Below are 15,164 nucleotides of genomic sequence, written 5' to 3'. Positions count from 1 at the left end.
TTGTGAAGAAATTTCCAAACTATAAACAAGCCGAAGCAAAAGACTGTGGTCCAACTTGCATAAAAATAATAGCAAAAAATTACGGTAAAACTATAAATACGCAAGAATTAAGAGATTATAGTGAAACTACACGTGAAGGCAGTAGCTTATTGTTGTTGAGTGATGCAGCCGAAAAAATTGGAATAAAAACACTTGGCATAAAAATTTCATTAAAACAAATAGAGGAAATTCCTTTACCTTGTATATTGCACTGGAATGGAGCTCATTTTGTGGTACTTTATAGCGTAAAAAAAGGCATCTATTATATCTCTGACCCTGCAATTGGATTAATTGAATATAACGAAACAGAATTCTTAAAATTCTGGATTGGAAACAATGCCAATGACGAAACTAAAGAAGGTATTGCATTATTACTAGAACCTACTCCAAAATTTTATCAATCAGAATTTGAGAGTGAAGACAAAAATGGATTTGGTTTTTCCTTATTGTCTCAATATCTTTTTCCTTACAAATCATTTATAATTCAATTAATTATTGGTTTAGTAGCTGGAAGTTTATTGGAACTTATTTTCCCGTTTTTGACCCAAAGTATCGTTGATGTGGGTATTCAAAATCAGAATATTCATTTTATCTATTTGATATTATTTGCACAGGTATTTTTATTTTTTGGTAAAACGGCATTAGAACTTATTAGAAGTTGGATTTTATTGCATCTTTCGGCTAGAATAAACATAGCATTGATTTCTGATTTTTTTATCAAATTAATGAATTTGCCTATTTCGTTTTTTGATGTACGCATGACGGGAGATATTATGCAACGCATTAACGACCACCATAGAATAGAGCGAATATTAACTACTTCCTCATTAAACGTATTGTTTTCGTTGATCAATATGTTTATCATGGGAGGTGTCTTGGCATATTATAACGTACTTATTTTTGCCGTTTTTTTTACGGGGAGTTTCTGTTATTTTTTATGGGTAATATTGTTTCTTAAACGACGAGAAAAATTAGACTACAAGCGTTTTGCCGAGGTGTCACAAGAACAAAGCAAAGTTATTGAACTTATTAATGGGATGCAGGAAATAAAACTTCATAATGCCGAAAAACAAAAACGCTGGGGCTGGGAATACATACAAGCTCGATTGTTTAAAGTCTCTATGAAAGGGTTAGTGCTAGAGCAAACTCAAAATATAGGTTCTAATTTTATCAATGAAATAAAAAATATAGTAATCATTTTTCTATCAGCAAAACTGGTCATTGACGGGCAAATTACTCTAGGAATGATGCTCGCTATAAGTAGTATTGTGGGTAGCTTGAACGGCCCAATTTTACAACTTATTAATTTTATTCGCGAGGCTCAAGACGCCAAAATATCGCTCGCTAGACTCTCCGAAATTCACGAGAAAGAAGATGAAACCCAACAAGAAGCAACCCAAACTCATGCTATTCCAAAAAATGCGGCTATTGCATTAAAGGAGGTAAGTTTTAGATATATTGGTTCAGATATACTAGTTCTCGACAACCTGAACTTAATCATTCCTGCCAACAAAATCACGGCTATTGTGGGTACAAGCGGTAGCGGTAAAACCACTTTGATGAAGTTATTGCTCAAGTTTTATGAACCAAATAGTGGAGCCATTTTAGTAGAAAATACAGAATTGAAAAATATAAATCAGAAATCTTGGCGAAGCCACGTAGGAACCGTGATGCAAGAGGGATATCTATTTAATGATACCATTGCTAATAATATAGCTATTGGAGTAGATATAATTGATAAAGAACGGTTGGTGTATGCTGCTGATGTGGCGAATATTGCCACTTTTATTCAAGATTATCCACTGGGTTATAATACTAAAATAGGAATGGAAGGTATAGGAATGAGTACAGGGCAAAAACAACGATTGTTAATAGCTAGAGCAGTGTACAAAAACCCTGAAATGCTGTTTTTTGATGAAGCTACCAGTGCACTTGATGCTAATAATGAAAAGGAAATTATGCGTAAACTTGACCTGTTCTTTAAAAACAAAACCGTGGTCGTTATCGCTCATAGATTGAGTACGGTTATGAATGCGGATCAAATTGTAGTTCTCGAAAAAGGTAAAATTGTTGAAATAGGAACACATTCAGCATTAGTTCAACAAAGAGGAAATTATTTTGAATTGGTTAAAAATCAATTGCAATTAGGAAATTAGGGTTTTAGATACAAACCAATAATCATCATAGCTAGAGCAAAGAAAATACCAACAACCCATTTGATAATATCAACTTTAGTTTCGGCTAAATCTTTTTTGGTAGCAATATTTGAAATTTCGTTTTCAATATTTTCTTTAACAGCAGTTTTTACAAATAATACTAATTCTTCGGCTTCTTTTTCGCCTAGTTTTAGTTTTAAGGCGTTAAACAAGTGGATTTCAGAAATTGTTGTAGTTGCCATGATTAATTAAATTTTAATCAAAGTTAAATTATTTTGTACCATAATCAAAACAAAATGCCAGTAAATAACGAAATAGAATTGCGTAGCGAAGAGGTACAAGAAATCCTTACACGAGTGCCCCATTGGATGATTCGTTGGGGATCCGTTGTGGTATTATTAATTGTAATCTCTGTTTTTTTTGTTTCGTGGTTAGTTAAATATCCTGATTTAATTACCACCCAAATAGTGATTACCACTACTATTCCTCCTGAAAAATTAACAGCAAAAGTGTCCGGGAGAATTGAAGTGATTTTAGTCAAAGACAGGGCGTTTGTTACTACAAATACGCCATTGGCAGTAATTGAAAATGCTTCCAATTATAGCACTGTGTTTTTATTAAAAAGTATTGTTGATACCATCACTATCGAAAAAACAAAATTTCCATTTGAGCAATTAAAAGCAGCACAACTAGGCGATATTGAAAGTTTTTATGCCGTATTTGAGAAAGAAAGTATAGCTGATGAACTCAATACTAAACTACAACCCTATCAAGTTGAAGGTACTGCTCAAAGTTATGAAGGGATACAACTCAAAGAGCGATTGAGTTTGTTAGAATCTCAAAAAAGCTTGAATCAAAATGAGTTAATTTTACAAAAGAGTGATTTAGATCGCTATGAAAGCTTGTATAAAAAAGGAATTGTTGCTACGCAAGAAATAGAGAAACAACAATTGATTTATTTGCAATCTCAAAGGAATTACAAGAGTGTTTTAAGTACTATTTCGCAATTGAAATCATCCTTAAATGAACTTTCCAGAAGCAGTAAAACCACTCAAATTAACGAAAACAAAGAGCATGTAAATTTGCAAAGTAATAGGATTCAGGCTTTTTATCAGCTCAAAAAAGCAATTAAAGATTGGGAATTAAATTATGTTTTGCGTTCGTCCATTGATGGAAAAATTAGTTTTTTGCAACTCTGGTCAGCAAATCAAACTGTAAATGCTGGCGATAATGTGTTTGCTATAATTCCAACAAACCAAAGTGATTATATAGGCAAAGTAAAAGCGCCTGCACAAAACGCTGGTAAAATCAAAGTGGGGCAAGCCGTAAACATCCGACTAGCAAATTATCCTGACCGTGAATTTGGAATCGTAAAAGGAGTTGTAAGTGCTATTTCACTAACTCCTGACAAAGATGGTAATTTACTGCTCAATATTTCGTTGCCTAATGGACTACAAACGTCGTATAAAAAACAAATTATTTTTCAACAAGAAATGTCTGGCACCGCTGCTATTGTAACCGAAGATTTGCGCTTAATAGAACGATTATTATACCAATTTCGGGATGTTTTTAAGCGGTAATTGATTCTTTCGATTGATTTAGAATTATTTTAAATTCTTTGCGTGTCTTCTTGAACACGAATGCCCCGTAAAACATAGCAATTCATTGTAAGCAATACTATATTCACCGTTAGAAATACTAAATTCATTGTAAGGAGTAGTACACTTATAACAAGGAATACTATCTTCATTATAAGGACTTATAAATTAGTAATAAGGAATAGTGAATTCATCGTAAGGAATAGTAAATTCAAGGTAAGGAGTATTAAATTCATCGTAAAGGATATTAAATTCACAGAATTTAGACTTAATTAATGATAATTTATCACTAATTAAAACAAATAAAGATTAACTATTCAATAAAAAAAATAAACAGCTAAAAATCAAATAGTTAGAATTAATCGTTTTTAACCATTTATCAAAAAAAAGCACAAAATAAGTTTTTCATAAACTATTTTTTGTTAAATTTGATTATACAATTGTAGTTATAACCTTAAAAACAAAAACATTATGCCTAAAAAAGAAGTTACTTTAACCAATTTTGCCTTTTCGTTTGCTTTTTTAAAACAATTAGCTGACAGCACCCTTTTGTTGATTGATAGAGACACTGTACAATTCACCGACCGAGGTTTTAACCCAGCCAAGCGAACCACCTTTGTCAATGCCCTCAATGCCTTTGCGGCTTTCCCTACCGATGAGCAAATGACCGCTCTAAAAAGTGACATTACCGATACCAAACAAGCCCAAAGAAACAATCTCGAAAAACTCATGCGCACCATGCTACTGGCTGCCAAAAACTCGCTGGGCGAAAACAGTGCCAAATACCGAGAATTTGGGAATACCGATGTGAGCCGAGAACTCGATTCAGATTTAGCAAGAATGGGTAAAATGATGGTAACAGCCGCCACTAAATACCTGACTACATTAGCTACCGAAGGTATCACAGCTACCAAAATCACAACACTTACTACCGCAGTAACCAGCTTTGATATATCGATAGATTTACAAACCCAAGCTACCAATAATCGAGACAATAGCACCGAGCAACGTATCCTTTTAGCCAATACTTTATATGCTTTAATCATCAAACATTCTGAAACTGGAAAAGATATTTGGGTTGAAGAGAGCGAAGCTAAATACAACGATTATGTTATTTATGACACGCCCAGTGGAACTCCAGAAGTGGTAACACCTCCAGTTGTACCTCCAACGGCTACCTTGTAAAAAAACTGTCCAAAAAAAATTTCCTTCTGTTTTGACAAAAGGGATTTTTTTTTGGACTACGATCCCGTTTCTTGTACCGATTTTTAAAAAAGGAACAGTGATAGCGAGGATTCTAAAGGGTTATTTAGCATTTTCAAAAAAATACCGCTCTTCAATTCGTTTTATGTCTTTGATGGAATTCTTGGCCCAAGATAGGCGTTTTGCCACTATTTCGTCTTCTGATAAATGCCAATCGATTGTGGAATTGCGTAAGCGACTGGTTAGGTTTTGGATGATTATGGCGGCCGAAACGGAAATATTCAAACTCTCCGTGAAACCTACCATGGGGATTTTAAGAAAACCATCGGCTTTTTGAAGAATCTCTTGAGATAGTCCGTCGCGCTCGGTCCCAAAAAACAAGGCACTAGGTTTAGTAATATCAAAATCTTCTAGCAAACAATCCTTTTCGTGTGGTGTGGTAGCTATGATTTGGTAGCCTTTGTTTTTAAGGCTGTCGATACAAGTAGTAATGCTGTCAAAGGTGTTGATATCGACCCATTTCTGGGCGCCCATGGCAATTTCCTTATCGATACTTTTGCCATACCGCTGCTCGATTACGTTTAATTCTTGAATTCCAAAAATCTCACAACTCCGCATAACAGCACTAGTATTGTGCATTTGGAAAATATCTTCGACTGCTATGGTAAAATGTTTGGTTCGGTTTTGCAGGACTTTTAGAAACTTTTCTTTTCGGTTATCGGTTAAAATGTTTTCGAGAAAATGGAGGTAATCGATGTTGACCATTTTTGGATTGTTTTTTTGGCAAAAATAGTAAAAAGACTGTTTTATTGAACCAAATAAGGATATTTAAGATGAGTCTGGTAAATTCTATTTGAAGTGTATTCTAAAAATGAAAAGACTTTTTATTGAACCATTTAAGGCGTTTAAGAACATGTAAGAAAGGAGATTACTGCAAATACTTTAAAAAGTATTTCCATTTTTGGTTAAAAATACTTGAGGAGTTCACGCATCTATTTTTCTATAACTAATTAGCTCATCACCCAGAAACTGAATTGCATTGAGCTTTAGCCTGGGGGTTTAGGGATAATATCAATTTGCTTTAGCCAAAAAAAATGCAATTCTTTGGCTAAAGCCAATAAAAACCCCCAAATCTCATACCTCCAGCTAAAGCTGGAGGCAATTGATTTTTTGAAAATAAAACAGGCTAAACAGTTACATTTTTCTTTTTGCTTATTTCAATTTTTTAGATTTTTTAAATTTGTTCATTTTTTTTTAGATTTTAGAAACCGCAGAATGTTTATAAAACGGTATTTTTGGTGTAGGCTAGTCCCGCATGAGGGATAGGAGCAAGTACCGAAGTACTGCGGAGAGCCCGACAGCAGTATAAAAAGGGGCTTCTAGCACGGCTCGTGAATAGCCCCTTTTTATACTGGTGGCACGCCCAAATAAGGAACAGTGAGTGAGAATTTGGATTTTTTAATACAAAAAAAAGCATGAAAAAGAAACTTGTAGTATTGACGGGTGCTGGGATTAGTGCCGAAAGTGGGATTAAAACCTTTAGGGATAGCGACGGATTGTGGGAAGGTCACAACGTTATGGATGTGGCAACTCTGGAAGGGTGGCACAAAAATCCAGGTATGGTATTGGATTTTTACAACCAAAGACGGCAGCAATTGAAGACGGTTCAACCTAATGCTGCGCACCGGATTTTAGCCGAATTAGAAGCGGATTTTGAGGTGCAAATTATTACTCAAAACGTGGATAACCTGCACGAAAAAGCGGGAAGTACACGTGTATTACACCTTCATGGCGAGCTGTTGAAGGTGCGAAGTACTCAAAATGAAGGGTATGTATTGGAGTGGGAGGAGGATTTGAATTTTGGGGATTGTGACGATATGGGACATCAGTTGCGTCCGCATATCGTGTGGTTTGGCGAGCAAGTTCCTGCCTTGGATTTAGCAGTACAAATGACACAGGAGGCAGACTATTTTGCGGTAATTGGCACTTCGTTGCAGGTGTATCCTGCTGCGAGTTTGATTGATTTTACTGCGCCCGAAATTCCTATTTTTTATATTGATCCAAAACCAATACAACTGGCCATGGGTCGCAAAAAAATTGAAATTATTGCTAAAATTGCCTCCGAAGGAACGCAAATTATGAGCGAACGATTAAAATTGATTTAAAAATGGAAATCGTTTTTAACCCCAAAACATACAGCACTGGATAAATTTGCCCACAGATGATATGGATTTATTTGTTTAGCATGTCAAAAATGGAATTAAATATGTACAAAATCCGTTTTATCAGTTAAATTCGTGGCTCACTTTATTAAAAGCGAATGGCTTGCTAAAATTCTGATTTTAAATCTCTAAATTCTGCTTATATTTGTGCCTTTCGAACAAAAAACACAACAATGACTACTTTAAACGAATTGAATGCCATCTCCCCAATTGACGGAAGATATAGAAATAAGACGCAATCTTTGGCTCCCTTTTTCTCGGAAGAGGCACTAATAAAATACCGCGTACTGGTTGAAATTGAATATTTTATTGCTTTATGCGAAGTGCCATTACCGCAACTTGCAGCCGTAAACCCGACTTTTTTTGATAGTTTGCGCGCCATTTATAAAAATTTCTCTACCCAAGATGCGCTTTGGATTAAAGAAACCGAAAAAGTGACCAATCATGATGTAAAAGCAGTTGAATATTTCATTAAAGAAGCTTTTGAAAAACTAGGACTATCCACTTACAAAGAGTTTATTCATTTTGGGTTGACGTCTCAAGATATTAACAATACGGCTATTCCGCTTTCGACAAAAGAAGCTTTTGAAAAAGTGTATATGCCATCATTAATCACTTTGACCTCTAAATTAAAGGATTTAAGCGTGGAATGGCGTGACATCCCGATGCTAGCAAGAACGCACGGACAACCTGCTTCACCAACTCGTTTAGGTAAAGAAATTGGTGTTTTTGTAGAGCGATTGGAAGAGCAAATGCGGTTGTTGTTCAATATTCCTTTTGCAGCCAAATTTGGTGGTGCAACTGGAAATTACAATGCGCACCATGTGGCGTATCCACAAATTGACTGGAAAAAATTTGGAGGTACTTTTGTGGAGGAAAATTTGGGTTTGCACCACTCCTTCCCGACTACTCAAATTGAGCATTACGATCATTTTGCCGCTTTTTTTGATGCGTTGAAAAGAATCAATACAATTATAATCGATTTAGATCGAGATATTTGGACCTATGTTTCCATGGATTATTTCAAACAAAAAATCAAAGCAGGAGAGATTGGTTCCTCGGCTATGCCTCATAAAGTAAACCCCATTGATTTTGAAAATTCGGAAGGGAATTTAGGAATTGCCAATGCTATTTTTGAACATTTATCGGCTAAATTGCCTTTGTCAAGATTGCAACGTGATTTGACGGATAGTACCGTTTTAAGAAATATTGGGGTGCCAATTGGGCATACACTAATTGCCTTTGAAGCTACCTTGAAAGGATTGAACAAATTGTTATTAAACGAACCCAAATTCCACGAGGATTTAGAGAAAAACTGGGCCGTTGTTGCCGAAGCAATTCAAACTATTTTGCGTCGGGAAGCGTATCCAAATCCTTATGAAGCATTGAAAGGGTTGACTAGAACGAATGAAGCCATAACCAAAGATTCTATTCATGCGTTTATAGCGACTTTGGAAGTTTCGGAGGTTATAAAAGCCGAATTAATGCAAATTACACCGAGTAATTTCTTGGGAATTTAGGGTCTAAAACTGTTTAAAGTGATGACATACGTTACTTGCACCAATTTTGAAAATGGGACACGGATGACACGAATTTAAGCGGATAAAAACAGATTTTTATATAGTAAAATGTGAAAATTTGCCAAATCTGCGTCGCATTATTGCCTTGTTAGTCCGCTTATCGTATAGTCATATAAAGTTATATAATCTCGTTAAAAATCTAGAAATAGGTTTTAACGAGATTTTTTATGATGTCCTTTCCGTTTGTATTTATAAACTCAAGTCTTTTTTTTAACTTCACAAAAAATCAAAAACTAATGAACAATCCTGAAACAGTTACGGCAACTATGAATCACCTAGAACCTTTGATTGCTGATTTAGGATTGATTCTAATGACTGCTGCGGTGGCAGTTTTGCTTTTCAAAAAATTAAAACAACCCTTGGTTTTGGGGTATTTGATTGCGGGTTTTTTGGCTGGAAATCATTTTGATTTTTTTCCATCGGTTACGGATATGAAAAGTGTCGAAGTTTGGGCTGAAATTGGGGTTATCGTTTTACTTTTTAGTTTAGGACTCGAATTTAGTTTCAAAAAATTGATGAAAGTGGGCGGTACGGCTTCGATTACCACTTTTACACAAATTATTACGATGTGCATTTTGGGCTATGCCGTAGGTCGCTGGATGGACTGGTCGACTATGAATAGTATTTTTTTAGGCGTTATTCTCTCCATTTCTTCGACTACCATTATCTTAAAATCATTTGAAGAATTAGGTGTAAAAACCCAAAAATTTGCAGGAAACGTAATTGGTGTACTCATTGTACAAGACATTGTTGCCATATTAATGATGGTTTTATTAGCAACAATAGCTGTTAGTGAACATTTTTCGGGATGGGCATTGGTACTTTCGGTTTTTAAACTGCTCTTTTTCCTGATTCTATGGTTTTTGGGTGGGATTTTTATAATTCCTACGATTCTAAAAAAAATAAAGCCGCTATTAACGGATGAAATGCTGCTCATTCTGTCTTTATCTTTGTGTTTTATGATGGTAATGCTGGCATCAGCTGTTGGTTTTTCTCCCGCTTTGGGTGCTTTTATCATGGGTTCCATCATTGCCGAAACCACACAGGCAGAACACATTGAACATTTAGTAAAACCCGTAAAAGATTTATTTGGCGCAGTTTTTTTTGTATCGGTAGGAATGTTAATTGACCCTCACACTTTGTATGCTCATGCCGTTCCAGTAATAGTATTGGCTGTAGTTACTATTTTGGGGCAGTCTATAAGTGCTACATTTGGATCTTTATTGTCTGGACAACCGCTAAAAGAGGCTATTCGAACCGGGATGAGTTTGTCGCAAATTGGTGAGTTTTCCTTTATTATTGCCACATTGGGATTGACACTTCAGGTGACCAGTGGGATTTTATATCCTATTGTAGTAGCGGTTTCGGCAATTACTACTTTTACAACGCCTTTTATGATACAATATTCACTGCCTTTTTCCGAATATGTGTCCAAAAAACTACCCCGAAAATGGAACAAACGAATCGAACGCTATAGCGCTAGTGCGCAAGCTATTAACACCGTAAGCAACTGGAAAACAGTTATCAATGCCTATTTGATACAAGTGGTGCCCCTTTCTATCATTATAGTGGCCGCCATAGTGCTTTCTTCCCGCTTTATATTGCCTTTGGTCAGGGATTTCTTTTTAGGAAATGCATTGGGAGCCTTACTTACATTGGTGCTTTTGTCGCCATTTTTATGGGCACTTTCGTTCCGTCGTGTTGCCGTTGAACAAGTTGACATTTTAATGACCGAACGCAAATCTCGTGGGCCATTGGCTATGCTGTTTCTAATTAGGGTTTTGCTTTCCGTTTTCTTTATTGGATTGTTGTTGAATATCTTTTTTTCGCCTAAAATAGCCTTTTTTGCTTTGGTGCTTTCGATTGTTATTTATTTGCTTTTTCAAAAAAAACTCCACATCCAATACCATAAAATAGAAGATCATTTCTTGCTGAATCTACATGACCGAGAAATTAGTAAATCCAAACGAAGCCGCAGTGATTTATCGCCTTGGGACGGGCACATGGCAAATTTTGAAATCGCAGCAGAGTCCAATATCGCTGGAAGTACTTTGAAAAAATTAAAAATACGAGAGCAACTCGGAATTAATATTGCCTCGATAAAAAGAGGCGAAATTACGATACACATCCCAAATGCCAATGAGCGTTTGTTTCCTGGTGACGAAATAGCCGTAATTGGCACCGATATTCAAGTGCAAGAATTCAAAAAATACTTGGATTTACATGAAATTAGCCTATCGCCAGAACGCGTAGAACCGGATATTGTCTTGCGCCAAATCGAATTAAAGAACCATCTTTTTCATGGTAAAAGTATCAAAGAATCGCAATTACGAGAAAAAACAAAAGGATTGGTTGTGGGAATCGAAAAAAAAGGAAAACGCATCTTGAACCCAGAATCTACGATTATTCTAGAAAAAGACGATATTCTTTGGATTGTTGGGGATAGGAAATTATTGAGCGATTTGGTTCATGATTAATACCATTTAAAATTTGAATTTACTGTAACGAAAAGAAACTTTTTATTGCCGTAAATTCAAGGGTTAAATGGATAAGCATAAAAAGGCGCAAGAACTCAATCTTGCGCCTTTTTAGGTAATTATTATTTTCCGAATTTTTGTGTTTTTCAACAAAAAAACTATCTCGAATAATTAGGAGCTTCTTTCGTAATGGTTACATTGTGTGGATGGCTTTCGTTGATTCCGCTGGCAGTGATGCGAACAAAACGTCCTGTTTCTTGCAATGTTGGAATATCTTTAGAACCACAATACCCCATTCCTGCGCGAAGTCCACCTATGAATTGTTGCATGCTTTCGTTTAGCTCGCCTTTGTATGGCACACGACCAACGATTCCTTCGGGAACTAATTTTTTAACATCGTCCTCAACATCTTGAAAATAACGGTCTTTTGAACCTTCTTGCATGGCTTCTACAGAACCCATTCCGCGATAGGATTTGAATTTTCTTCCTTCAAAAATAATAGTTTCTCCGGGAGATTCCATTGTTCCTGCTAATAATGAACCTAGCATCACACAATCGGCACCTGCGGCAATTGCTTTTGGGATATCGCCCGTGTAGCGAATTCCACCATCGGCAATAACGGGAACTCCTGATCCTTTGATAGCTGCAGCCACTTCTAACACCGCAGAAAATTGAGGAAAACCAACCCCTGCAACGATACGTGTGGTACAAATTGAACCTGGGCCAATTCCTACTTTTACACCATCGGCGCCATTTTCGACTAAATATTTAGCCGCTTCTGCAGTTGCAATATTTCCTACGATTACATCTAATTCTGGGAATTTAGCTTTTACTAACTTCAATACATCGACCACACCTTTGGTATGTCCGTGAGCGGTGTCAATAATTACGGCATCGACACCAGCATGAACTAGAGCAGTTGCTCGTTCAACAGCATCGGCGGTTACTCCTAAAGCAGCAGCAACTCGCAAACGACCGTATTTGTCTTTGTTGGCATTTGGTTTTTGAGTTAACTTGGTTATGTCTCTAAAAGTGATTAAACCTACTAACTCATTTTTATCGTTAATAACGGGTAGTTTTTCTATTTTGTGTCCTTGCAAAACAACTTCGGCTTGTTCTAGCGAGGTGCCCTCGGCAACCGTCACCAGATTTTGACTGGTCATAATTTCTACAATAGGTCTTGAGCTGTTTTTTTCGAAACGCAAATCGCGGTTGGTAACAATTCCTTTTAGGATTCGGTTTTCGTCAACAATTGGAATACCGCCTATACCATATTCTTTCATGGCGTTTTTGGCATCGGCAACGGTAGATGATAAGGGCAAAGTTACAGGATCAATGATCATTCCTGACTCGGCACGTTTTACTTTACGCACTTTGGCAGCTTGTTGCTCAATGGTCATGTTTTTATGCAAAACGCCTATTCCACCTTCTTGAGCCATTGCAATTGCCATGGCACTTTCGGTTACAGTATCCATAGCTGCGGATACAATAGGTACGTTAAGTGTAATGTTTCTTGAAAATTTTGATTGAATACTCACTTCGCGGGGAAGCACATTCGAGTAGTTGGGAACTAATAATACATCATCGTAAGTTAAACCTTCGCCGATAATCTTGGTGTTGTGTGCTATCATGGTGCAATTTCTAGTTGAATTGCGTGCAAATGTAGTAAATTATTTTGATTATATATTTAAAAATGGCAAAGAATCCTATTTTGGGATCTTAAAATTATGAAAACGAATTTGTTTGTTACAATCATCCGCTTTGAGTACTACTGCTCCCCTAGCCCAGATAGAAATGGAAAGCCCGGACTGAAAAAAAATAATTTTTCTAGTCCTAAAAGAGCGACCAAAGGAAGCTCCTTTTAGGGCATAGAAAAATAGTTTTTTTGAGGGAGGACTTGTAATGAATAGCTGGATTAGCTCCTAAAAAAATCAATAGGGATCCGAACTGTCCTTTAAAATAAAATTAAATCCCAATTGAAAAGAGGCACTATTGGCCTTGCTGATGTCACGGTATTCGAGGATATTATCGGCAAGGACATAGAAATGAAAGAGACCAATTTTGCTGGAAAACCCCAAACCAATGTTGGTAAACGAGTACGAATCGATTGTATAAGTAGCTTTTAAGGCAACACCCTTGAGGAGTTGGCGGGTATAAAATCCTGTCAAAGCGACCATAGGCGTTCGTGGAGTTGTCCGCACGAAGAGCTGTCCTCCTACTGCGTTTTTATATTTTATTTCGGAATTTTGTCCTGTACATACGCAATCATCGGCTCGGTCTTCGCCAAAAGAATATTGTAGGGACGCATTTATTTTGGCAGGACGCCAAGTGGTGTATTTTTTGTACAAGGTGTCTAACGGAATCGCATCTTGAAATTCTTGCGAGATGTTGTTCGTACCATTTCCAGTGAAAAAATCTGGGTGAATACCCTGATAATTATAGGTTCCTTTCATTCGTAAGGTTTGGACTTCCTTGCTGTGGCGAATGAAACCTACATCGAGCAAACTGGCGGTAAACTGAATGTTTTTTTGGGGATAATAAGTCAATCCTATATCAAAACCTAGCCCTAAATTACCTCCCAAAAAGGCTCTTTTGGTAATATCTTTGGCAATATCTGGGGTATAATTTTTATCGTCATATTTTGCAATTCCCGAGGTTTTGAGTTCCAAATTAGCTTCGATTACTTGCTCGTAAATAGTACTTTGAGAACTTGGAATGGTGTAAATATACCCTGAATTTTTAGTAGAAGTGGCATTGTAAATACTAGAATAAATTTTGCCTCGTGCGCCTAAAATTAGGGATTCACTAACTTTTTTATGATAGCCTAGATGAAAAACAGTTAGCATTTCGGCTCGAAGATTTACGTCGGATAAATCAAATGATTTTCCTAAATAATTACTGTTTCCGTCTAATGCGAGAATCGCAATATCCTTGGGCATGTAACTCAAAAAATCAAATTCTTGGTACATTCCAAACGACACATACGAAGTACCTTGCCAGCCTCCAATTTTGAATCCCGCATCAAAAATATTCAGTTGCTCATTGACTGTGACTTTATCGTTTCGAGAGGAGGAAAAAATAACGTTTCGCAATTTGGTATTAAAATCAACGCCATTAGCAGCAAATAAATCATAAGCCGAAAATCCGCTCGAGCCTACATTTGCCGAAAATCCGGATAATAAAGGCACTCCAAAATACCATTTGTAAGCAATATCAGCACCCGGATTTGTGAGTCCTGATTGTGGGATTCCGTTGAAATTATACAAAACTTGTTTGTTTTGAGCAAAACAAATCCCAGATATCATTGCGATTAAAACTAAAAGTGTTGTTCTCATTTTACAATAAAATAAGCGGTTACACTGGAACGCAATTGTAAACTTCCCAAACTAGTTTCGGTTAGTGGTGGCCCTGCAAGCATTTTGACTACAAAAGCTATTTTTTTGGTGTTTTTTAAAAAATTCAAATTAGTTCCCTGAAAAGTCTCGGTTTTAGTAACTAATTGCTCGGTACCTGAATAAGCTGGAACGGGAATTTTGATGGAATATAGCGGTGCATCTTTACTGTTAAGGAAATACATTTCTACCGTATATTTTCTATTTATGGTGTTGTTGATTTCAAAAAACAAGTCAGTTTTATCTAAATTATCTTTAAAAAAAGCAGTACTAAAGAGGTCTACCGTGGGCACATCGACACCAATTGGGTTTTCAACTCCATTGGTCACAAACTGATGTGCTGGAACATCAAAAGCGGCTAGATTGGCCACAACTATAGGTCGCAATTCAAGCGTATTGGCTTGGTTAAAATCCAAATCGCTAGAACACGAATAACTAAAAACACCTAAAGCTAGGAGTCCTAAAAGTAGCCTAAAACTTTTTTTGAACATCATATA

At 36.4% G+C, this 15,164-nt stretch carries 11 protein-coding genes; 6 read left to right on the top strand and 5 right to left on the bottom strand.

The window, feature by feature from the left end; genetic code table 11:
• The first annotated feature begins 2 nt into the window (after positions 1-2).
• Positions 3-2,195, top strand: coding sequence for a peptidase domain-containing ABC transporter (locus FNW21_RS04865; protein ID WP_144255620.1), 2,193 nt, complete (start codon positions 3-5; stop codon positions 2,193-2,195).
• Here FNW21_RS04865 and FNW21_RS04860 read toward each other — a convergent pair.
• Positions 2,192-2,437, bottom strand: a complete 246-nt coding sequence (locus tag FNW21_RS04860) for a hypothetical protein (RefSeq protein WP_144255619.1) — start codon at positions 2,435-2,437, stop codon at positions 2,192-2,194. The two genes, FNW21_RS04865 and FNW21_RS04860, sit on opposite strands and share 4 nt — an antisense overlap.
• Before the next feature lie 54 nt (positions 2,438-2,491).
• Here FNW21_RS04860 and FNW21_RS04855 point away from each other — a divergent pair, with 54 nt between their 5' ends.
• Together FNW21_RS04855 and FNW21_RS04850 are read left to right on the top strand one after the other, a co-directional pair.
• Entirely contained in the window at positions 2,492-3,775 is a 1,284-nt protein-coding gene (locus FNW21_RS04855) for an HlyD family secretion protein (protein WP_144255618.1), read from the top strand.
• A 489-nt stretch (positions 3,776-4,264) separates the two neighbouring features.
• Complete coding sequence (locus tag FNW21_RS04850) at positions 4,265-4,978, top strand: hypothetical protein (RefSeq protein WP_144255617.1); 714 nt, start codon at positions 4,265-4,267, stop codon at positions 4,976-4,978.
• Positions 4,979-5,098: 120 nt separating this feature from the next.
• Here FNW21_RS04850 and FNW21_RS04845 read toward each other — a convergent pair whose 3' ends face one another.
• On the bottom strand, positions 5,099-5,761 hold the full coding sequence (locus FNW21_RS04845) for a TrmH family RNA methyltransferase (protein WP_144255616.1): 663 nt from the start codon (positions 5,759-5,761) through the stop codon (positions 5,099-5,101).
• Positions 5,762-6,471: 710 nt separating this feature from the next.
• Between FNW21_RS04845 and FNW21_RS04840 the strand changes: the two genes are divergently transcribed.
• The 3 genes from FNW21_RS04840 to FNW21_RS04830 all read left to right on the top strand — a co-directional run bounded on the left by FNW21_RS04840 (position 6,472) and on the right by FNW21_RS04830 (position 11,275).
• On the top strand, positions 6,472-7,161 hold the full coding sequence (locus FNW21_RS04840) for an SIR2 family NAD-dependent protein deacylase (protein WP_144255615.1): 690 nt from the start codon (positions 6,472-6,474) through the stop codon (positions 7,159-7,161).
• 230 nt (positions 7,162-7,391) lie between these two features.
• Positions 7,392-8,738 carry an adenylosuccinate lyase gene (purB, locus tag FNW21_RS04835; protein ID WP_144255614.1) on the top strand — a complete coding sequence of 449 codons (1,347 nt, stop codon included), beginning with the start codon at positions 7,392-7,394 and terminating at the stop codon, positions 8,736-8,738.
• A 296-nt stretch (positions 8,739-9,034) separates the two neighbouring features.
• On the top strand, positions 9,035-11,275 hold the full coding sequence (locus tag FNW21_RS04830; protein ID WP_235889590.1) for a cation:proton antiporter domain-containing protein: 2,241 nt from the start codon (positions 9,035-9,037) through the stop codon (positions 11,273-11,275).
• A 158-nt stretch (positions 11,276-11,433) separates the two neighbouring features.
• Here the strand turns inward: FNW21_RS04830 and guaB are convergent, their stop codons facing one another.
• The 3 genes from guaB to FNW21_RS04815 form a co-directional block, all read right to left on the bottom strand.
• On the bottom strand, positions 11,434-12,906 hold the full coding sequence (guaB, locus tag FNW21_RS04825; protein ID WP_144255613.1) for an IMP dehydrogenase: 1,473 nt from the start codon (positions 12,904-12,906) through the stop codon (positions 11,434-11,436).
• A 300-nt stretch (positions 12,907-13,206) separates the two neighbouring features.
• Entirely contained in the window at positions 13,207-14,610 is a 1,404-nt protein-coding gene (locus FNW21_RS04820) for a DUF5723 family protein (protein ID WP_144255612.1), read from the bottom strand.
• Positions 14,607-15,161 (bottom strand): hypothetical protein, encoded by a 555-nt coding sequence (locus tag FNW21_RS04815; RefSeq protein WP_144255611.1) that lies wholly within the window; start codon positions 15,159-15,161, stop codon positions 14,607-14,609. The genes FNW21_RS04820 and FNW21_RS04815 overlap by 4 nt, the downstream gene beginning before the upstream one ends.
• Between the last annotated feature and the right edge of the window lie 3 nt (positions 15,162-15,164).

This window comes from Flavobacterium restrictum (assembly GCF_007097245.1).
Classification (GTDB): Bacteria; Bacteroidota; Bacteroidia; order Flavobacteriales; family Flavobacteriaceae; genus Flavobacterium; species Flavobacterium restrictum.
This window is presented reverse-complemented; position numbering and strand designations above follow the sequence as displayed.

Bases quoted from the DNA above. Each gene is read 5' to 3' on its own strand.
- FNW21_RS04860 (WP_144255619.1), bottom strand. From the start codon at position 2,437: ATGGCAACTACAACAATTTCTGAAATCCACTTGTTTAACGCCTTAAAA.
- FNW21_RS04855 (WP_144255618.1), top strand. From the start codon at position 2,492: ATGCCAGTAAATAACGAAATAGAATTGCGTAGCGAAGAGGTACAAGAA.
- FNW21_RS04850 (WP_144255617.1), top strand. From the start codon at position 4,265: ATGCCTAAAAAAGAAGTTACTTTAACCAATTTTGCCTTTTCGTTTGCT.
- FNW21_RS04845 (WP_144255616.1), bottom strand. From the start codon at position 5,761: ATGGTCAACATCGATTACCTCCATTTTCTCGAAAACATTTTAACCGAT.
- FNW21_RS04840 (WP_144255615.1), top strand. From the start codon at position 6,472: ATGAAAAAGAAACTTGTAGTATTGACGGGTGCTGGGATTAGTGCCGAA.
- purB (WP_144255614.1), top strand. From the start codon at position 7,392: ATGACTACTTTAAACGAATTGAATGCCATCTCCCCAATTGACGGAAGA.
- FNW21_RS04830 (WP_235889590.1), top strand. From the start codon at position 9,035: ATGAACAATCCTGAAACAGTTACGGCAACTATGAATCACCTAGAACCT.
- guaB (WP_144255613.1), bottom strand. From the start codon at position 12,906: ATGATAGCACACAACACCAAGATTATCGGCGAAGGTTTAACTTACGAT.
- FNW21_RS04820 (WP_144255612.1), bottom strand. From the start codon at position 14,610: ATGAGAACAACACTTTTAGTTTTAATCGCAATGATATCTGGGATTTGT.
- FNW21_RS04815 (WP_144255611.1), bottom strand. From the start codon at position 15,161: ATGATGTTCAAAAAAAGTTTTAGGCTACTTTTAGGACTCCTAGCTTTA.